The sequence below is a fragment of the Bacteroidota bacterium genome (assembly GCA_016195025.1).
Lineage (GTDB): Bacteria > Bacteroidota > Bacteroidia > Palsa-948 > Palsa-948 > Palsa-948.
The window spans coordinates 25,219-44,771 of sequence record JACQAL010000017.1 but is presented as its reverse complement, the minus strand read 5'-3'; the positions used below and the strand labels follow the sequence as shown (position 1 = coordinate 44,771).

The 19,553-nt window shown below is 43.2% G+C and carries 19 protein-coding genes; 13 read left to right on the top strand and 6 right to left on the bottom strand.

Going from position 1 to position 19,553, the window contains the following annotated elements:
• Position 1: 1 nt before the first annotated feature.
• From HY063_03445 to guaA, 3 genes are all read right to left on the bottom strand, one after another.
• Positions 2-2,578, bottom strand: coding sequence for a T9SS type A sorting domain-containing protein (locus HY063_03445; GenBank protein ID MBI3500826.1), 2,577 nt, complete (start codon positions 2,576-2,578; stop codon positions 2-4).
• 114 nt (positions 2,579-2,692) lie between these two features.
• Positions 2,693-4,231, bottom strand: a complete 1,539-nt coding sequence (locus HY063_03440) for an ABC transporter substrate-binding protein (GenBank protein MBI3500825.1) — start codon at positions 4,229-4,231, stop codon at positions 2,693-2,695.
• Positions 4,232-5,770 carry a glutamine-hydrolyzing GMP synthase gene (guaA, locus tag HY063_03435; GenBank protein ID MBI3500824.1) on the bottom strand — a complete coding sequence of 513 codons (1,539 nt, stop codon included), beginning with the start codon at positions 5,768-5,770 and terminating at the stop codon, positions 4,232-4,234.
• Between the two features lie 258 nt (positions 5,771-6,028).
• Here guaA and HY063_03430 point away from each other — a divergent pair, with 258 nt between their 5' ends.
• From HY063_03430 to HY063_03385, 10 genes are all read left to right on the top strand, one after another.
• A complete protein-coding gene (locus tag HY063_03430) occupies positions 6,029-6,667 on the top strand; it encodes a hypothetical protein (GenBank protein MBI3500823.1) in 639 nt (212 codons plus the stop codon).
• A gap of 19 nt (positions 6,668-6,686) precedes the next feature.
• Entirely contained in the window at positions 6,687-6,932 is a 246-nt protein-coding gene (locus tag HY063_03425) for a hypothetical protein (protein ID MBI3500822.1), read from the top strand.
• A gap of 15 nt (positions 6,933-6,947) precedes the next feature.
• The gene (locus HY063_03420) at positions 6,948-7,103 is read left to right on the top strand and encodes a hypothetical protein (protein MBI3500821.1); all 156 of its coding nucleotides are present in this window, start codon (positions 6,948-6,950) and stop codon (positions 7,101-7,103) included.
• Positions 7,104-7,113: 10 nt separating this feature from the next.
• Positions 7,114-7,317 carry a hypothetical protein gene (locus HY063_03415; GenBank protein ID MBI3500820.1) on the top strand — a complete coding sequence of 68 codons (204 nt, stop codon included), beginning with the start codon at positions 7,114-7,116 and terminating at the stop codon, positions 7,315-7,317.
• Positions 7,314-7,511 (top strand): hypothetical protein, encoded by a 198-nt coding sequence (locus HY063_03410; protein ID MBI3500819.1) that lies wholly within the window; start codon positions 7,314-7,316, stop codon positions 7,509-7,511. The genes HY063_03415 and HY063_03410 overlap by 4 nt, the downstream gene beginning before the upstream one ends.
• Complete coding sequence (locus tag HY063_03405; GenBank protein MBI3500818.1) at positions 7,508-7,876, top strand: hypothetical protein; 369 nt, start codon at positions 7,508-7,510, stop codon at positions 7,874-7,876. The genes HY063_03410 and HY063_03405 overlap by 4 nt, the downstream gene beginning before the upstream one ends.
• 5 nt (positions 7,877-7,881) lie before the next feature.
• Positions 7,882-8,682 (top strand): hypothetical protein, encoded by an 801-nt coding sequence (locus tag HY063_03400; GenBank protein ID MBI3500817.1) that lies wholly within the window; start codon positions 7,882-7,884, stop codon positions 8,680-8,682.
• A gap of 58 nt (positions 8,683-8,740) precedes the next feature.
• Entirely contained in the window at positions 8,741-8,944 is a 204-nt protein-coding gene (locus HY063_03395) for a hypothetical protein (protein MBI3500816.1), read from the top strand.
• Between the two features lie 243 nt (positions 8,945-9,187).
• A complete protein-coding gene (locus tag HY063_03390) occupies positions 9,188-10,105 on the top strand; it encodes a hypothetical protein (GenBank protein ID MBI3500815.1) in 918 nt (305 codons plus the stop codon).
• 225 nt (positions 10,106-10,330) lie between these two features.
• Entirely contained in the window at positions 10,331-15,490 is a 5,160-nt protein-coding gene (locus HY063_03385; GenBank protein MBI3500814.1) for a T9SS type A sorting domain-containing protein, read from the top strand.
• On the opposite strand, the gene HY063_03380 is transcribed toward HY063_03385, so the two are convergent.
• Entirely contained in the window at positions 15,491-16,297 is an 807-nt protein-coding gene (locus HY063_03380; GenBank protein ID MBI3500813.1) for a 2,3,4,5-tetrahydropyridine-2,6-dicarboxylate N-succinyltransferase, read from the bottom strand.
• Between the two features lie 44 nt (positions 16,298-16,341).
• On the opposite strand from HY063_03380, the gene ruvX reads away from it, so the two are divergent.
• Genes ruvX through HY063_03365 form a run of 3 tightly spaced genes read left to right on the top strand, consistent with a single transcriptional unit; the run spans position 16,342 to position 17,866 of the window.
• A complete protein-coding gene (gene ruvX / locus HY063_03375) occupies positions 16,342-16,755 on the top strand; it encodes a Holliday junction resolvase RuvX (GenBank protein MBI3500812.1) in 414 nt (137 codons plus the stop codon).
• A 3-nt stretch (positions 16,756-16,758) separates the two neighbouring features.
• Complete coding sequence (locus HY063_03370; GenBank protein ID MBI3500811.1) at positions 16,759-17,319, top strand: peptide deformylase; 561 nt, start codon at positions 16,759-16,761, stop codon at positions 17,317-17,319.
• Between the two features lie 10 nt (positions 17,320-17,329).
• Positions 17,330-17,866, top strand: coding sequence for a tetratricopeptide repeat protein (locus HY063_03365; protein ID MBI3500810.1), 537 nt, complete (start codon positions 17,330-17,332; stop codon positions 17,864-17,866).
• A gap of 67 nt (positions 17,867-17,933) precedes the next feature.
• Here the strand turns inward: HY063_03365 and HY063_03360 are convergent, their stop codons facing one another.
• Positions 17,934-18,704, bottom strand: a complete 771-nt coding sequence (locus tag HY063_03360; protein ID MBI3500809.1) for a TIGR00159 family protein — start codon at positions 18,702-18,704, stop codon at positions 17,934-17,936.
• On the bottom strand, positions 18,705-19,502 hold the full coding sequence (folP, locus tag HY063_03355; protein ID MBI3500808.1) for a dihydropteroate synthase: 798 nt from the start codon (positions 19,500-19,502) through the stop codon (positions 18,705-18,707).
• Between the last annotated feature and the right edge of the window lie 51 nt (positions 19,503-19,553).

The following is a 19,553-nucleotide window of genomic DNA, read 5'->3' as shown; positions in this document are numbered from 1 at the left end:
TCTATCTGCTCAAAATTATTTTTTTAGTCACTGTCATTTCACCGGTTGTAATTCTGAGTTCATACAATCCTTCGCCCAGAGAAGAAACATCAATGGAAGAATGAGCAACGGAAGAAGAAACCGAGCGGTACACTTCTTTTCCGAACATATCATACATTCTTATTTCTCCGGAAGAAGGAGAGGGCAAAGCAAGTTCAATGAACAGTTGCGATTTTGCAGGAACAGGATACACGCGCAGTAAATTGTTTTCACTCATTGCGTTTATTCCTGTTGCATTCTGCACGGTAATGGTATCACACTTTTTGCAGTTGTTGGCATCGGTAACGCAAATGGTATACGTGCCGGGAACAAGCCCCGTGGCAGTTTGAGTGGTTGCTCCCCCGGGCGACCATGCATACGTGTAGGTAGGCATTCCGGTGGTAACATACACGGTGGCGCTTCCGTTGGGGCAACTGCTGCACGTGGCGGGATACGAAGTCATGCTGTCAATCTTGAATTGCGCGGAGCCGTTCACAGTTATGGGCGACTTAATGGCGGTGCATCCGCTGGCATCGGTTACCTGCACCGAGTATTGCCCTGCCGAGCACAATCCCGTGCAGGCGCTCTTTGTGCATCCGTTGCTCCATAAATAGGTATAAGGAGTGGTTCCGCCAATCACATTGGCGCTCATGCTTCCGTTGCACGAGCAGGCGGTGGTAACCGCAGAGGTGTTGGTTGAAAACACCTGCAGTGTTGCGGGCGAATTAATGGTGCAGGTGGTTTGCTTGGTGCAGCCATCGGCATCGGTTATTGTAAGCGAATACGTTGCCGCGCATAAACCGGAAACAGAGGAAGTGGTTGCGCCATTGCTCCACGAATACGTGTACGGAGAATTTCCTCCCGTAATAGTCACTGCAGTGCTTCCATCGCAAAGCCCGTTGCACGAAACAGAAATGCAGGTTGTGCTGACATTCATTGGCGCGGGAAGAATGGAAACCGTATTGGTCAGGGAACATCCTTTGCTGTCGGTAACGGTAATGGAATAAGTAGTGCCTCCGCATAAGCCGGTAACTGCCGAAGTTGTTTTTCCTCCGGGAGACCATGCATACGTATACGCAGGCGTTCCGCCCGAAGGAGAAATGCTTGCCGAGCCATCGCAGGTGCACACATTCGATGCGTTGGCAGAAGTGAGCGAAGCGGTGAGCGCGGTTGGCTGCGTAACGGTGGCGGTGTTGGTGTTGGAGCATCCTTTCGAGTCGGAAATTTTTATGGTGTACGTTCCCGCGCAAAGCCCCGTGGCAGTGGTGGTGGAACTCACGCTCGGTGTCCAAACGTAGGTATAAGGCGGAGTGGCGCCCGATGCCGATACATTAATTTTTCCATTGCACATTGAATTGCACGAAGCGTTGGTAATGGTGGTAACTGTTCCCACAAGAGCAGTGGGCTGCGTAACGGTAACGGTGGCGGTTTTGCTGCAGCCGCCTGCATCATTCACAGTTACTGTATAATTTCCCGCAGCAATAGTTGAAATGGCGGAAGTAGTTCCTCCCGTGTTCCACGAATAAGTAAAAGGCGAAGTGCCGTTGGAGGTTGTAACAAAAGCAGAGCCGTTGCTTCCTCCGTTGCACGAGGGCGAAGTGGGAGTGATGGTGGCGCTTAAACTGCATAAGTCATACATGTACCAGGTGTTTACCTGGCTGCCGGAAGCATAACCCATTCCGCAGTAACCGTAATTTCCTATAGCGAAACCGTTCGTATAACTTGCCGGAAAGCCAATGAAGTTTGCAATGGCGCTCCACGAATTGCCGGCAGGGTCATACTTGTAGAAGTTATTGTATAATGTTGCATTGTTTGCCGATTCGCCTGTGCCAACATAACCAAAACTATTAATGACAAAAGCCGATGCGCCCGCACGTGCGGCTCCTGTGTAACTTGTCTTTGCAGTCCAACTGTTTCCGGTTGGGTTGTATTGATACATGGTATTGTAATAAGTGGAAGAAGTAGCATTTTTTCCCAGCGCAAAATATCCCATTCCGCTCACGGCAAAACCGGTGGCTCCGCAGCGCGCTGTTCCTGTGAAACTGGTTTTTGTTGTCCATGCATCGCCAACAGGGTCGTATTGATAAAAATCAGTGTAGGTATTAGTTCCATCGGTGCCGGTTCCCACGTAAGCATAACTTCCAATGACAAAGGCGGCTGCTAATTCGCGCGCTGTGCCGGGAAAGTTTGCAACAGGAGTCCATGAGTTGCCTGCCGGGTCGTATTTATAAAAATCATTTACATAAGGACCCGCCCCGTCAAAGCCCAAACCCATATATCCATAGCCGTTCACTGAAAATCCGGTTGCTCCGGAGCGTGCCGTGCCGGGGAAATTTACTATTTGTGTCCACGTGTTGGCAACAGGGTCATATTTCCAGAAATCATTTTTCTGGGTGCCGTTATATCCTGTTCCTATATAACCGTAGCCGTTTAATTCAAACCCTGCCGCCTGGCTTCTTGCGTCTGTAGTTATGCCAAGGTTCGCTTTCTGATACCATGTTCCCTGCGCACAGAGGAATACAGAAAGCAGAAGGCAGAAGGTGAGGAGAAGTTTTTTCATAAAATAAAATTTATTCTAACTGTTTTTTATTCGAATAGTCGCAGAATATTTGTTATCCGCATTGCAACAAATATAAGATAACTTCTGAAAGAAAAAGGTTGTATTTATACCCGCTTATTTTACCCGCGTGTAGGAATAATTCTCAAACTTCATAATTCCCACTCCTTTATTTTCGTAACCGCTTGCAATATCCGATTGAACGAAGTTAAATTCGGTTTGAATTCCTTTTTGTTTCAGTTCAGGAAGTTTTGATTGAAGAGCGGTTCCGTATTTCTGCAAGCCGCTTAAATAAAAATACCCCGCATCAAATCCTGAAAACACATAGCGCGTGGGCTCGGTTTTATAATCGCTTCGGTAGTTGAGAATAATCTTTTTCGTTTGCGGATTATTGTAATCAACCAATTCATAGGAAGAAATGATGACGTGCAGTGCATTCAGATAGCCAAAATCCAAACTTTCTATTTCCTGAAAGTTGCTCATGCCAAGCACGATTATGCTGTCCCCATTCTGCTGCGTATAGAGAAATAATTTATTCACCGCTTCCGTTACAATGGACGGATTGGTAGAAGGAATCACCACAATGTTCGGCTTTGCGCTCAGCACCTTGAATGTTTTTATTTCCTTGTTCGGATTGGGCTGCGTTTCGGCATGAATGAGAAAATCCTTGAGCGTGGTGAACGTAACTTCTTTCACCGTGTCGGCATTTGCTTTTTTCAGCAGCGGGTTAATCGTTTTTCGGAACATGTTTATATACGGCTTGTCCTTCGCGCTTGCGCTGTTGAACAGAATAATATTTTGCCCGGCAAATTTTTCTGCCGCGTATTTTGCCAGCGCTTCCGCCTGCGTGGCATACGAGGGAGTTGTTTTGCTCACATTCGGATTTCCGAGGAGAATAGTATTTCCCTGCAGAGTGGGGGAGACGATGTTGATTTTATTTTCTCTGGCAATCTTCAGCACGGCTTCAAACTTTTTTGACGAAAGCGGACCGATGAACAAATTCATTGTCTTCAGTTCAGGTTTGGAAAGAAGTTTCGCCATTCCCGCTGAGTCAACGCCTGCATCGTAAATATGCAGATGACCTTTGAAGCCCTGCTTCTTCAGTGAATCGTATGCCATTTTTATTCCTTCGTAGAACTCAATTCCCATTTTTGTTTCTTCGGGAAAATTTTCCGCGTTCCTGTTTTCCATAGCGGAAAGGGAAAGCGGAAGAAAAACCGCCACGTGAATGTCTGCGATGGGTTTCACAACGGTGTCTTTGTTCTGAAGGGGAATAGTGGGAATAGTGGAAGCAGTGGAAACAGGGTGAATAATGTTTTCCTTTATATCTTTTATTGCCGTTATTTCCTTCTTCGCTTCAGCAAGGAAAGGAATTTTTAATTTATCTCCGGCTTTCAATCCGTCAATGGCATCGGGATTGTTTGAGAGAACAATGTCAACGGTTGTTCCATATGTTTTGGCAATAGAGTAGAGGGTTTGACTTTTTTCTACGTGATGGATGTAAAATTTTTTTCCGTCAATGGTTTCTATCTTCTCTGATTTTTTTATTGGAGTTGGCTGGAATTGCTGTGAAAAAGATGCTTCGACTCCACTCAGCATGACAGCCAAAAGCAAAAAACAATTTATAATTTTTAATTTATAATTTATAATTTCCATTTACTCCCATTCAATTGTTGCGGGCGGTTTTGAACTTATATCGTACACCACGCGGTTCACGCCTTTTACTTTATTAATTATTTCGCTCGAAACTTTTGCAAGAAACTCATAGGGAAGATGGCACCAATCGGCAGTCATTCCATCGGTGGAAGTTACCGCGCGCAGCGCAACCACATTTTCATACGTGCGTTCATCGCCCATCACCCCAACGCTTTTGATAGGAGTAAGAATTGTACCCGCCTGCCAAACATTATTATAAAGCCCTGCTGTTTTTAATCCGTCAATAAAAATGTGGTCAACCTCTTGCAAGATGCGTACTTTTTCTTCCGTTACTTCTCCCAATATTCTGATTCCGAGGCCGGGACCGGGGAAGGGATGCCTGCCAAGTATAAATCCTTCAATGCCAAGTTCCTTTCCAACTCTTCTTACTTCATCCTTGAATAGTGTGTTCAGCGGTTCAACAACCTTCATTTTCATTTTCTTGGGAAGCCCGCCAACGTTGTGATGCGATTTAATGGTTGCCGAAGGACCTTTTACAGAAATGCTTTCAATCACATCGGGATAAATGGTGCCTTGCCCGAGCCAGTTTACATTTTTTATTTTATGCGCTTCTTTGTCGAACACTTCAATGAAAGTTTTTCCGATTGCTTTGCGTTTTGCTTCCGGGTCTTTTTTCCCTTTGAGCGCTTTGTAAAAAAGTTTCTTCGCTTCCACTCCTTTTATGTTTAAGCCCATGTCCTTGTAAGAGTGCAGCACGTTTTTGAATTCATCTTTGCGCAGAAGTCCGTTATCCACAAAAATGCAGAAGAGATGTTTGCCGATGGCTTTGTGCAGCAGCATTGCCGCCACCGTGGAATCCACTCCGCCTGAAAGCGCCATCACCACTTTATCCTCTCCGAGTTTCAGTTGTAATTCTTCAACGGTGGTTTCAATGAAAGAAGAAGGAGTCCATGATTGCGAACATTTACAAATATCAACTACAAAGTTTTTCAGCAGCGTTAATCCTTCCGTGGTGTGATACACTTCGGGATGAAATTGTATGCCGTACGTTTTTTCTCCTTGAATGTGAAAGCCCGCATACTTCACGTCATTTGTATTTGCAACTATTTCAAAATTCTCAGGCGCGCTGATAATGGTATCGGCATGGCTCATCCATACCTGCGAGTGGAGGGAAATATTTTTGAACAGAAGCGAATCATTATTCACGAACGAAAGATTTGCTCTTCCGTATTCACGGTGCTTCGATGGCTGAACTTCTCCGCCACACTGATGGGCGAGCAATTGCGCGCCATAACAAACTCCGAGCACGGGAATCTTTCCTCTGAGCAAATTCAAATCGGGTTGGGGAGAATTTTTCTGGCGAACCGAGAAAGGGCTGCCGGATAAAATTATTCCTTTGTAATTTGTTATTTGGAAATTGTGATTTTCAACAAAGTTGAATGGATGAATTTCGCAATACACATTCAACTCGCGCACCTTGCGCGCAATCAACTGCGTGTATTGAGAACCGAAATCAAGAATGAGAATGGTTTGCTGCATAGGGTGCGATGCTTGGGCAAAGATAGAAATAGTTAACGAAGGCGCCCGCAATTCAATCTCTACTCCCTTTATAGAGTTAAGCGATATTTTCCGTTCACTCATCTATATTTTTTCTTCACCCGTCTAAATTCCCAAAACCAATGCAACCTTTTTTCAAAACGGGCGTTCTACAGGGAAAGTAATTGTTACGAACCCCATCATGTTGTTGTTGAATGTAAAATTTTTTGCTGTAAACCGGAGCGTAATTCTTCAGGGAGTATGGAAGCAAACGAAAACACAACGCTGGTGCGCTACCTGCACAAAGAGGCAGAACGGCTGCAGCAGGCAATAACCAAAGCCGAAAAAGAAGAACAGTACGGCAGAGCGGCACATCATAAGTTATCTCTGCGCGCCTATCAGAAATTTTTAGAAAACATTTCCACCGCTTCCGGCAAAGCAGCATTTTTCTTTTTCAACCCTATTGCACTCGCCCTGCTTTTGCTTTTATCCTGTTCTTCCGTTTCGGTGAAAGAAGACCCTGCGCTTTCGGGAAAAATCTTCAGCGTTGAACTCTTTCAAAAAGGAAAAGAAGCCCCCGGGCAGCAGCTTCCTTACCTGCTCTTTTTCAAGAACGGAAAATTATATTCACAGCCCGATTCTGAAAAAAAGAAGGAAGCGCTCATCACCGGCTTTTTGCCCGGCTGCTATTCGCGCATGGTAGATTCTTCAGGAGTAGAAACAACAATCATTTTTGCCGCCATGAGTAAAAAACGAAACGGAGAAACATTGCTCTGGCAGGGGTCAATCACCGGTGAAAAAATACAAGGCGCCCTGCACTGGGCAGCCGGACAACACTATAAAATATTTTCTTTTAACGGCACGCTCAAATACCTCAACAGTTCCTACGGCAAATTTTAACACGCATTATATAATGTATATGGCAGAAGATAAAAACACGCGCGAAGAACTCAAAGACAAATTCTATGAAATGGAAACAAAGTTTCATAAAATAGAAAACATATTTTACGAACTCGAGCGCAAAATTCACGAGCCCCATGCCGGCTTCCAAAAAGACGAAACCATGTTTTTAGCCCTTAAAAATTTGTTCACCCGAATGGAAATCATGTTTGAAAGCACCGAAAAAATGTTTCACGAATTTGAAAAAATGAATAAAGAGGTATGACAAAGAAAACAAAAAATGAAAACAATCAGCGCATCTGAACAAAAACAAATTTATGACGAGTTCATCAGCGGCACACACTGGAAAACACTCGCGCAGAAACATCAATTAACCGCAGATGAACTTGCCGACATCATTCGCAGGCAAATAAACAAAGAGAACAAAAACAAGTAAACCAGTGAACATGCGTAAGAAAAAAAAACAACCGGTGAACTACTTTACCAAAGAAGAGGAAAAAGAAGTTTACGACTTATTCATTCTCAACATAAGCCGCAAAACAATCATGCGCAAATATAAATTAACCTTTCAGCAGTTCAGCGATATTATCAAACACGGGATAGAAAGAGAAAACGATGAAAAAGAAAAATCACAAAAACCAACACCATGAGCAACAATCCGGTTCTTGAAGCCATTGAACAATCCATCAACCACGTGCAAGAAAAACTGCAGAAGCAAAGCAAGAATTACGGCAGCACAGACGGCAGCGAAACCCTGCGCGAGTGGCTGAAATGCCTGCATGAAAAGCGCAATGAATTGTTAAAGCAGCAACACGAAACAATACACGAAGACGCAACCCCATGAAGCAACTTCACCAACATACCAAACGCTTCAGCCAATTCGCGCAACCCTCTGCCGAACATGCCAGAGGTCTTGGCGAACATGCCGAAGGTTTTGGCGAACATGCCAGATGTCTTGGCGAACATGCCAGAGGTCTTGGCAAACATGCCAAAGGTCTTGGCGAACATGCCAAAGGTCTTGGCAAACATCCCAAATGCCCAAAAGTGCAAAAATCATACTATACCGAAGGTAGTCAGGTTTCCGAAAATGGGACAAGGGACATGGGGCAAGTGGCAAGGGAAATTCACCCGTCCCCTGTCCTCTGTCACTTGTCCCTCCGTTCGCAAAGCCGATTTGCTTTGGTATATATATTAACCTTTAAAACATAAACACCATGTCAAAAAACAAAAAACCACAACAGGAAGAATGGCTCAAAGGCACCGATGCCCAGTTTGATTCAGGTCAAAAGGGCTTCATGAACCTTGTAAACGCCAACTACGTGGCATGGGGCATTACCCCGGGCGATGTAAGCAACCTCCAAACCCTGCAAGCAAACTGGAACACCGCCTATACCGCAGGCGGAAGCGGGCAAAAAGCCACCCGCAACGAAGGCGACACCAAAACCAAGCAGGATGCCCGCAGGGATTATGTAAAAGCCATCCGCCAGTTCATTGCCCAATGGCTGAAAAAAAATAAATCGGTCACCGATGCGCAGCGCAAACTCCTTCGCATTACCGTGCCCGACCTTACCAAAACCAAACACAAAGACGGCATTAAGGCAGATATTTTTTACCGCGAGAAAAACATGGGCGGAGGCAAGCACGAATTCACCTGCAACACCTTTAAAGACCCCACCAAAGCCAGCACTGCCGAAGGAGCCGATGGCGTAATCATTTCCTATTCCATAGTAGATAAAAGAGGGCTGCAGGCAAGAGCCGATACGCTGGCAGAAGAAACGCAGGAAAATCCCACGGCAAAAACAAACAAACAAATAACCGATGCGCTGACGCAAATGAACCCGCCTGCCGGACCCGATGAATGCGACAAACAGAAAACATTTTCAGGAGCAAAATTTATTCTTGACCTCAAAAGCGCCAACATCGGCAAAACGCTCTATGCCTTTTTACAATGGAACGACAGCAAAAACCCCGGACGCGTGAGCGCCCCGGGCAGTTTGATAACGATTGTGATATAATTGGAAGTCCCGATAACTATCGGGAGGAAGATTGAAATAAAAAAACGCTGCATCCGGGATGGTGAAACAGCGGCTGAATGAAAAGAGCACGACAGCCGGTCTCGGGGAAATGAGGGTTTCCCATCCCCATGCAGCACAACGCCAACTGAAAATGAACCGCGAAGAACTCATGCAAGGGATAAGAGAAAATGATGCGGTATATGAAACTGTCAATTTATTAACGCAAGTTGCTACCTTCAATAATGGTCATTTATATGGATAACATCATGCGAAAAATGCGAATGTATGCGAACACTGCGAACAAAAATTCGCGGTGTTCGCATTTGTTCGCGGCATTTGCATTATTTTATCAACATAAACATTCTAAATCATACTATATATGTACACCAAAGAAAGCACCCACAGCAGCCGCTCCACCCACGCGCTCATAGTGGCATACATTGCGCTGGGCTTGGCACTTTTTATTTTATATTATATTTTTATATGAATAACTCTTGTAAAATGTATGAATAAAATAAAAACACTTGCCGCAGTTCTCACCCTTCTTCTTCTGACAGTAACTTCTTTTGCGCAAAAAAACCTCAACATGCAATTTGTAATTCAGCCCGGCAACTCCTTCATCAGCGGGCAGTGGAGAAACCTTGCGGCTTACAATGCGCCACCCTTCAAGCGAGGCATCACGCCCGCCCTCGATGCAGGCATCACCACCGGCTTTAAGTTCAAAGGAAAGGCGGGGAAAAAAGTAGTGTACGATGATATGTACGAATCGGGTTTTTACCTTGCCGATAAAATAGGAATCAGCACAGGGCTGTTTTATTCTTTCTGCGGAGAGAACTATAAAAAAATGCAGCAGCAGGAGATTGCCTGGCAGCGAAACCTCCGCCTGCAATATCTCAAAGTTCCGCTGCGCGTTGAATTCATCAAAGGGAAAAAAGAAGAGAACCAACTTATCTACACTCTCGGATTTTATGCAGCATACCTCACGTGGTACAAAGAAACAAACACCGTTACCAGCAAGGATGAGCAATCTTCCGCAGTAACAAAAGGCACTTCCACGGTTGTTACCTATACGGCAACAGGCATTCCGCCCGCATCGGCTTATTACAACTTGCAAAGCAAACCTTACAACCCTTTTGACTATGGCGCATTGCTGGGAGTGGGCATGCAGAAAAAATTAAACTCCGACTGGCAATTGCAACTCATGGTAATGGGGCAAAAAGGATTTGCAGATATAAAAAATAAAAATGCGCAGTACAGCAATGGCAGCAACAGCGAACTCTACTTTCCCGCCAATGTAAATAATACTATCAGCCATACCAATTCATTTATTGAAGTAATGGTGGGAATGAAAAAAACTTTTCAGTACACGCCCAAACCAAAAGAAGAACGCAAACGATGGAGAATATTCAGGTTAAAACTATAAAAGAACAGGAAGCAGGAAAAGCATTCAAACAGTTACAAACAAAAAAGTGTTCGCAAATTCATCTACATAACTATCTCTTTCATCGGAGAAAACAGTAGTTTGGTCGAAAACTACATAATAAGGTAGGAATTAACAAAACATTGTTCGTATTATTGTATTAATAAGTGAAACAAAATCAACCCTAACGAAGTAAAAACTACAAAAGCCGCTCTTACTTTTTTGCTTATGAAAAGAAAAAAAACAAACAGAAGTTTTCTTTCAGGCACGGGTGTATTCCTGCGCCTCGTTTTCTTTTTTTGTTTTCTCCTGCTGAGTGAAAAAGGTTTTTCCGCCACCTATTACGCTATAGAAACCGGTTCCGGGTTATGGAGCGACCCCACTGCATGGTCAGCCGTTTCCTCTACGGGCGCATCGTGCGGATGCGTTCCCGCAGCAACGGATAACGTAATTATTGAAGGCAAGAACGTGAATAATACCATGACGGTGGATGGAGTTTTTTCCATCACCGATGTAACCATCGGAAGCGGTGGCGGCAACGATAAAAAGTTTGCAACGCTCACCGTGAATGCAGCCGCTTCGCTCACCATGACCGGTGATTTGCAAATAAACGTTGGCAACTCAGGACAAACATATATTCTTGATGCAGGCGGAGGAACCATTAATGTAAACGGAACTTTTTCTTATTGGGGAACAGGAGGACAGGATAATATTACTATTTCCACCGGCACCATCACATTTGTTCCCGTTGTAAACCTTACCGGTGGCGGGCAGAATATTATTTTCAGCGGGGCGGGAATCATAAATTTCAATAATGATTTTACTTACGCGCTTGACCAGACCAGTTTTGTTACCGTGGCGGGCTCCACCGTAAATTTTGCCGGCAACTACACGCAGAACTCCAAGAACATGACCTTTAATGCTGCGTCAATTGAAAACTTTACGGTCACAGGAAAAACAATTACTCCCAATAAAAATATTTTCTTTGGAATCGTGAACATTGCAAGCAGCGTAACTACCACGCTTGCTTCCGCTGCGGGGCAAACAGAAGTTCAGGGCAACTTCACGCTTAATTCAAGTGCAGCATTCACCGCCAACGCATGGACCACTTGCGCAGGAGGCAATGCGCTGAAATGTTTTTATGTGCTGGGAGATGTTACGCTGAACTCCGGTTCCACTTTCACGCTGAATGAAAACATGAAAATAGCCGGCAACTGGACAAACAATGGCGCAACTTTTTCCGGAGGAGGAAATGAAGTTACGTTTGAGGGCTTCGGAATTTCTATTGGAGGAACTTCTGCCACCACTTTTCCCACACTGAATATTGGAGACAAGGTAAACAATATTAACGTAACGCTTAACCAGAATTGCACCTGCTCTTACCTGGTGATGGATGCGGATAACAGCGTACGAACATTAACCTTTGGTCCTTCCAATCCCACCATGACGGTAACCAATGATGTTACCATTAATCAGCCCACAGGGGGATTTACTGATTTACTGGATGTGGCGGGAGGAACGCTTACGGTGAACGGCAATCTTGTTTTTGCGGGGAACAATAATACTACTAACCGCATAGGCAAATTAAATGTATCAAGCGGCACTTTCACGCTCAGCGGAAATGTAACCTGGATGGCAAATGCAGTGGAAGCCACCGAAGTAATTTCTCTCGGAAGCGGAAGCATGACCTTTGCCAATTCGCTGAGCATGCCGCAGCAATCAGGAACGTTTAACATTACCGGAAGCGGAACAGTAAACTTTAACGGAGCCGCTGCGCCATCTTTCGATTTAAATCAAACGAGCGGAGGAGTTCCCAATGCTGTATTCAGCAACTCATTCGGTTCAACAATTAATTTTAATAACGGATTCAGAAATGCGAATGCAGCAGTGGTTCTTGCCGATGGAAGCACTGCCGTATTTACCGGCAGCGGAACGGTTACTCCTTCAGCCGCCATCACGTTCGGCAATGTTCAAATCAATGCAGCGTCAACAGTAACACTTGCAGGAAATATTTCTGTAACCGATAACTGGACTAATCTCGGAGGAACATTTACTCCCGGAACAAACACAGTTACATTTAACGGAACTGCCGCGCAAACAATTACCAAAGCAGGAGGAGAAATATTTTACAGCGTTACATCAAATTGCACAGGTCCGGTCACACTTGCTAATGACGTAACGGTTACCAATACGCTCACCATGACTGCGGGCAATTACAATTTGAACGGAAAAACTCTTACGCTTGGCAATGCGGCTGCTTCTTCAACACTGTCTTATACTAATGGTATTGCGTATGGAGGCACATTCCGCAGGTCGTGGGTTTCAGGAACAGCAGTTACCAGCACCAACTATGGTTTATTTCCTGTTGGAACTTCCACCGATTACAGGCCTGTTAAAATTTACAGCGGCACTCCAACGGCTAACGCATATATATCGGCTACGCATACGGATGCCATTTCTTCCACCGATGTTTCTTTCAACGAACCGCCTTTGGTGATGCGTGTACACAATATGAAATCCACCCTTTCTTATTCGGCAAATCCCGGAGGCACCTATAGTATAGATGTTTATTTTACCGCATTATCCAGTATAGGAACTACCTCCGATATGCGCCTGATGACCTATACCGGAGCAGTTGTTGGAGCAAAAGGAACGCATGCCGCTGCCGGTGGAACTGTTTCCGCTCCTATTGGAAAAAGAACTTCACTGGCGGGCGCTGATTTGCAAAACGACTGGGTGATTGGAACCATTAACAGCGACCCTGTTACAGGAACTCCGCTTCGTCAGCCCTATTACTCAATAAAACCTTCGGGCAACTGGAGCGATGCTACTCCAGGCAATGCAACATGGTCGTTTACTTACGGTGGTCCGAGTTGCGATTGTATGCCTACACCTGGAGCATTAGTAGTTGTTACAACAGGAAATCCGGTTATACTTAATGTTGCTGCATCTCCAGATTATCTCATTATAGAAAATGGTTCTAACTTGGTAGGCACATCAAACCTTACTGTGAATTACGATTTGCAGGTTCAGGGCACAGGATATTTTGCACCCACAGGCGGAACATGGGCGGTTACGAAGAATTTGACTTTTACAGGTGGAAGTTCGTCAACAACCACTCCTGCGGCAACCATGACGGTAGGGCAGGAATTAACTATGCCGGTGGGATCCACATTGACTCTCGGTCAAAATTTTTCGGTGAGCGGAAGCGTACTACTTGATGGAACCATTGCAGGCGGAACAAGAACCATCACGCTGAATGGAGTTTCAAAAAACATTAGCGGTGCAGGAAGCGTAACCGGAAGCGGAACCATCAGCGTTACAGGAGATAAAAGTATTCTTTCCGGCTCCATCTTAACATTTGGAAGTTCCACATCTTCTGCCTTTTCAATTGCAGATGCAGTAACCACTGTTACTAATAATGGAACTGTTACCTTATCTGGCAATCTGACCGGAAATGCAGCCGGTTCTACCTGGACGAATGCTGCCAACTCCACATTAAATATTGCGCGTGCATTACTAGCAACGGGCACGCTTGATGCTTCGGCATCGCCCAATACTGTTAATTATAATGGAAGTGTTGCCCAAACAATTAAAAATTCTTCGACCTATTATAATCTTATTGCATCCAATGCAGCAACAAAAACTTCTTCCGGTACGCTCACAGTTAATAACGGTACCGTAACAATAACAGGGGCTGCTAACTTATCAGATAATGGAGGAACAATAACAGGAACAGCCAGTTTGACAATGAATGGTACGGGTATATTTTTTATTGGAAGCGGTGGGAATCCTGGACTCAACTTATCGGGCACCTACAACCTCACAAGCGGAACAGTTAATTATAATCGGGCTGGTAACCAAAATGTAAGAAGCGTAGGAGTAAATGGTCCTGCCCCTTCTGCCTATTATAATGTTACCTTTTCAGGTTCGGGGCTTAAAACTTTATATCTGGGTGGTATTACCGTTCAAAAAGATTTACTTATTTCAGGAACAGCACAACTTGATGCAAGCGGATCAAACTATCCGATTTCCCTGTATGGAAACTGGACAGCAACAAGCACCAATGCAAATCCCTTTGTAGAACGCAGCGGAACAGTATCGTTATTAGGTTCTGCCCAGCAAACTGTTTCCACTGTTCTTGCGGGAGGAGAAACATTTTATAATCTTATAACAAACAATTCAACTCCTGCGCAGGCAATTCAATTATCTTCTCCTGTTACAGTTTCAAAGAATTTAAATCTCACCGATGGGCATATTCTCACTACTTCAACTAATTTACTTACGATGGATGCTGGCTCTACTGTTACACTGGGTTCAACTCCACAAGACAGCAGTTTTGTAAAAGGTCCCATGGCGTATACTGTTAACTCAAGCATTGGAACTACTAAAACTTTTCCAGTTGGAAAAAATAATGATTACCGGCCAATACAAGTATTCATTGACCAATCAAATAATAATGTAACCACCTACACTGCTGAAATGTTTAACAGTTCGGCAAGAACTTTTGGTTATACATTGCCCGGCACACTCACATGGGTTTCTGATGTGAGATACCACACCGTTACGCAATCGCCAGCCACGGCTTTGGACCCGAATCAGCAAGTAAGAATGTATTATCAATGCACTCAGAACACTGATTTTGTGCAAGACCCACCTAATCTTCGCATCGCGCAATGGGATGGAGCAACTGCATGGATTGACAGGGCAGGAGTCGTAGGCGGGCCTCCGGGGTTATGCAACGGAACGGATTATGCTGGAGATATTTTATCCGGAACTTTTAACACATACAACGGAAATAAATTTACTTTGGCAAATGCTACCGGAGGAACAAATCCTCTTCCCATTGAACTGCTCTCATTCGATGCAAAGCCGAATGGAAATGTGGTGGACGTTACCTGGAAAACTTCTTCTGAAACAAACAGCGATTATTTTATGGTGCAGCGCTCGAAAGATGGAAATGCTTTTGAAGATGTGGAAAAAATTAAGGCGGCTGGCAACAGCACCACTACCCGAAATTATTCTTCTACCGATTATGACCCTTATAGCGGTGTTTCCTATTACAGGTTAAAACAGGTTGATAAAGACGGAAAGTATAAATATAGTATAATGATTGCCGTTAATTTTTCCGCAAGCAATGGCATTGCAGTATATCCTAATCCTTCCAGCGGCCCGTTCAATGTAAGCGTAAGAGCCAATGCTGGCGATGAAATTCTTATTGTTGTTCGTGATGTGCTTGGAAAAGAATTTTATTCCAAGGTAGTTATTCTTTCAAACGATAAGGAAGTAGTAGCCATTGACCCTGACGGAAAACTTGCTTCTGGTGTTTATATTGTTGTTGCATCTTCTAACGATACTATTTACGAAAAGAAAATTGTGATTCAGTAATCACACTGCCACATCAAAATCCCTCAGCGCATTATTTAAAGAAGTTTTTAAATCTGTGCTTGCTTTTCTCTGTCCGATGATGAGCGCGCACTGCACATTGTAATCTCCCGCAGGAAATTTTTTTGTGTACGTTCCTGAGATTACCACTGAGCGCGGAGGAACTACTCCTTTATATTCTTTCGGAGAACTTCCTGATACATCAATAATTTTTGTGCTCATGGTCAGAACCACATTCGCGCCAAGCACTGCTTCTTTTTCCACGCGAACTCCTTCCACAACAATGCAGCGTGAGCCGATGAATGCTCCATCTTCAATAATTACAGGCGCTGCCTGAACCGGTTCGAGCACTCCGCCAATTCCAACGCCACCACTGAGGTGAACATTTTTTCCGATCTGTGCGCAGGAGCCAACGGTTGCCCAGGTATCCACCATCGTTCCGCTGTCCACATACGCGCCAATATTTACATACGAAGGCATTAGGATTACTCCCGGAGCAAGATATGCACCGTAACGCGCAACCGCATGCGGCACAACTCTCACTCCTAATTTTTTATAGTTGGATTTTAATTTCATTTTATCGTGAAACTCCAGCGGACCAGCATTAAATGTTTCCATTTTCTGAATTGGAAAATAAAGTATGACAGCTTTTTTAATCCATTCATTTACCTGCCACCCCGAAGAAGTTGGTTCAGCTACGCGGATTTTTCCTTTATCCAATTGTTCAATTACTTCACGAATAGCATTCTGAATTTTTTCTTGCTTCAGAAGTTCGCGATTATTCCATGCGGATTCAATAATTTCTTTCATCGAAAAATATTTTTGCAAATATAAACCGATTAACTTTGTCAGCGATGCCAAGAATTCTTGCAATAGATTTTGGAATGAAGCGCTGCGGAATTGCGGTGACGGATAATCTGAAAATGATTGCAACTTCTCTTGATACAATTTCAACGAAAGAAGTAATTCTATTTCTTCAGAATTATTTTAAGAAGGAAGAAGTGGAAACAATCGTAATTGGCAAGCCGGTTAATTTGGATAATACAGAACAGGAAATAGAAAAAAGCATTCAATCTTTTATTGTAGATTTGAAAAAAAATTTTCCTGACCTAAAAATTGAACGCTTGGACGAACGCTTTACTTCAAAACTCGCTCAACGCACAATTCGCGAAGCAGGAATAAAAAAAATGAACAGAAGGAATAAATCGCTGGTGGATAAAGTAAGTGCAACTATTATTCTTCAGAATTTTTTGGAACTTTCATCTTAAAATATGATTTTACCCATTCTTGCTTATGGTGATCCCATTCTCAGAAAACCTGGCACCGACATAGATAAAAATTATCCTGATCTGCAGAAACTTATTGCCGATATGTTCGACACCATGAATAATGCAAAAGGAGTCGGGCTTGCCGCTCCGCAGGTTGGAAAATCAATCCGCCTTTTTATTGTGGATGGAAGCCCCTTTAACGAAGACAATGAACATCCTGAATTAAAAGATTTCAAAAAAATTTTTATCAATCCGAAAATCATAGAGGAAAAAGGGGAGGAGTGGAAATACAACGAAGGTTGTTTGAGCATTCCTAAAATACGTGAAGATGTGCAGCGCAAGCCGACAATAACAATTAAATACGTTGATGCAAATTTTGTTGAACATGAAGAAACCTTTACCGGAATTTCCGCGCGCATTATTGAACACGAATACGACCATATTGAAGGAAAACTTTTTATTGACAGAATAAACCCGCTGAGAAGAACACTTCTTAAAAGCCGATTGAATGATATTGCGAAAGGAAAAGTGGAGATAGAATATAAAATGAAATTTCCGCTTTAAAAATAATTCTATGAAAAAAAAATTTGTTTATTGTTTATTGTTTGCCGTTTACTGTCTTTCTTCCTGCTCGAATAATTCAAAAGAGATGGACGAAAAGCAAAGCATGATTGCGCAAATTGATTCCATCAACAAAAAAATGTTCGATGGGCAAAACATGACTCTTGATAAAGAACTTGCATCAAAAGAAATTTCTTCCTATGAGGATTTTGTAAAAAAGTTTTCCAATGATTCGCTGAGTCCTGAATATTTATTTCGCGCAGCTGATTTGCAGCGTGCTTTGAATGATAACATAAAAGCCATTGCAACGCTTGCGGATATTTGTAAGAACTATCCGAACTATAAACGTATTCCCGATTGCATTTTCCTGCAGGGATATTATTACCAGGAATTTTTTAATGATACCATCTCTGCGAAAATTTTTTATATGGAACTTATTTCAAAATATCCGAATCATGCTTTTGCAGATGATGCCAAAGCGCTCATGAGCATGTTCGGGAAATCAGATGCAGATATTATTAAAAGTTTCGAGAAGAAAGAGAAAAAATAGTTTCCAGTCTACAGTTTACAGTGGTTGGCTTTTAATTGTAGACCGTAAACTAAAAACTATAAACCGATTACGACATTTCCATTTCAATTCTTTGTTTCAACTTTTCCGGGCTGAGCGCATTTTCAATCCATCCTTCTTTGGCGAGAGAAATTTCTCCCGTTTGTTCCGAAACAATAATTGCGAGCGCATCGCTTGCTTCGGTGATACCTGCTGCCGCGCGGTGGCGCATGCCGAGATGGCTTGGAAAATCATCGCGCTCGGTAATAGGAAGCACGCAGCGTGCCGCGCGGATTTTTCCGTTGGAAATTATTACCGCACCATCGTGAAGCGGAGAATTTTTGTAGAAAATACTTTCCAAAGTTTTTGCGGAAACTTTTGCGTCCATCTGCTCGCCTGTCTTAATATAAAATCCCAAATCAGAATTGGTGGCAAGAATAATCAGCGCTCCGGTTTTTGTTTCGCTCATTTCTTTGCATGCTTTTATAATAGATTGCAAATCGGAAGAAAATATTTTCTTTTTTGTTTTGAAAAATTTATTCCAGAAAGCAAACCTCTCCAGAATTTCCGGAGTGCCGATGAGCAGAAGAAATCTTCTTAACTCCGGCTGAAACACAATCAGCAGTGCGATAATTCCCACATCAATGAACTTGCCGATGATTTCGCTGAGCATTTGCATTTTCAGCGCTTCCACAATTTTCCAAACGAAATAAACCGCAAGAATACCTATGAAAATATTCATTGCCACTGTTCCTTGCACCAAACGGTACAACTGGTAAAGCAGAATGGCGACAAGAAATATGTCGAGCAAATCAATCCAGGTGAAAGAGAGAAAATCCATTTATGATTTTTGTGTAAAGTTAAAAATCTTCACCGCCTCTTTCGCTTCCTTCACATCATGCACTCGCAAAATATTTGCTCCGTTCATTAATGCTATGGTGTTTGCAGCTGTGGTTCCGTTCAATGCCTCTTCCGGATTTATGCCAAGCACTTTTTGTATCATTCCTTTTCTTGAAATGCCAACGAGAATTGGTAAGCCAAAACTTTTAAACTCTGAAAGATTTTTCAACAACGTATAATTATGTTCTAAATTTTTTCCGAAACCAAATCCTGGGTCGATAATAATTTGCGTTACCCCAATTTTTTGCAGTCGAGAAATTTTTTCCGAGAAATATTTCTTCACTTCTTTCACTACATTTTTATAGTGCGGATTTTTTTGCATCATCTGCGGTGTTCCTTGTATGTGCATGAGCACGTAAGGGACTTTTAGTTTGGCAATTGTTTCGAACATGCTGTGAGATTGCTTCGCTCCGCTCACAATGACGGAGCCACCGGAAATATCATTAATCATATCCGCACCGGCATTTATGGCTTCTTCGGCAACTTTACTTCTGAATGTATCGGCAGAAATAATTGCAGAAGGAAATTTTTTTCGCACGAGTTTAATCGCTGGAATCAATCGTTTCAATTCTTCTTCCTCGGAAACATCGGGAGCATTCGGGCGGGTGGAAACTCCGCCAATGTCAATAATATCTCCGCCTTCTGAAATTATTTCTTCGGTACGGAGTAAAATATTTTTTTCGTTTGTAAATTTTCCTCCGTCAAAAAAAGAATCAGGAGTAACATTTAATATTCCCATCACAGTGGGAGCAGAAAGGTTAAGCGTCTTATTTTTGAAAACAATTTTCAC

Bases quoted from the DNA above. Each gene is read 5' to 3' on its own strand.
- HY063_03420 (MBI3500821.1), top strand. From the start codon at position 6,948: ATGAAAACAATCAGCGCATCTGAACAAAAACAAATTTATGACGAGTTC.
- folP (MBI3500808.1), bottom strand. From the start codon at position 19,502: ATGGGAATATTAAATGTTACTCCTGATTCTTTTTTTGACGGAGGAAAA.
- HY063_03415 (MBI3500820.1), top strand. From the start codon at position 7,114: ATGCGTAAGAAAAAAAAACAACCGGTGAACTACTTTACCAAAGAAGAG.
- HY063_03425 (MBI3500822.1), top strand. From the start codon at position 6,687: ATGGCAGAAGATAAAAACACGCGCGAAGAACTCAAAGACAAATTCTAT.
- HY063_03380 (MBI3500813.1), bottom strand. From the start codon at position 16,297: ATGAAAGAAATTATTGAATCCGCATGGAATAATCGCGAACTTCTGAAG.
- HY063_03430 (MBI3500823.1), top strand. From the start codon at position 6,029: ATGGAAGCAAACGAAAACACAACGCTGGTGCGCTACCTGCACAAAGAG.
- guaA (MBI3500824.1), bottom strand. From the start codon at position 5,770: ATGCAGCAAACCATTCTCATTCTTGATTTCGGTTCTCAATACACGCAG.
- ruvX (MBI3500812.1), top strand. From the start codon at position 16,342: ATGCCAAGAATTCTTGCAATAGATTTTGGAATGAAGCGCTGCGGAATT.
- HY063_03390 (MBI3500815.1), top strand. From the start codon at position 9,188: ATGAATAAAATAAAAACACTTGCCGCAGTTCTCACCCTTCTTCTTCTG.
- HY063_03410 (MBI3500819.1), top strand. From the start codon at position 7,314: ATGAGCAACAATCCGGTTCTTGAAGCCATTGAACAATCCATCAACCAC.
- HY063_03395 (MBI3500816.1), top strand. From the start codon at position 8,741: ATGGTGAAACAGCGGCTGAATGAAAAGAGCACGACAGCCGGTCTCGGG.
- HY063_03360 (MBI3500809.1), bottom strand. From the start codon at position 18,704: ATGGATTTTCTCTCTTTCACCTGGATTGATTTGCTCGACATATTTCTT.
- HY063_03370 (MBI3500811.1), top strand. From the start codon at position 16,759: ATGATTTTACCCATTCTTGCTTATGGTGATCCCATTCTCAGAAAACCT.
- HY063_03385 (MBI3500814.1), top strand. From the start codon at position 10,331: ATGAAAAGAAAAAAAACAAACAGAAGTTTTCTTTCAGGCACGGGTGTA.
- HY063_03400 (MBI3500817.1), top strand. From the start codon at position 7,882: ATGTCAAAAAACAAAAAACCACAACAGGAAGAATGGCTCAAAGGCACC.
- HY063_03365 (MBI3500810.1), top strand. From the start codon at position 17,330: ATGAAAAAAAAATTTGTTTATTGTTTATTGTTTGCCGTTTACTGTCTT.
- HY063_03445 (MBI3500826.1), bottom strand. From the start codon at position 2,578: ATGAAAAAACTTCTCCTCACCTTCTGCCTTCTGCTTTCTGTATTCCTC.
- HY063_03405 (MBI3500818.1), top strand. From the start codon at position 7,508: ATGAAGCAACTTCACCAACATACCAAACGCTTCAGCCAATTCGCGCAA.
- HY063_03440 (MBI3500825.1), bottom strand. From the start codon at position 4,231: ATGGAAATTATAAATTATAAATTAAAAATTATAAATTGTTTTTTGCTT.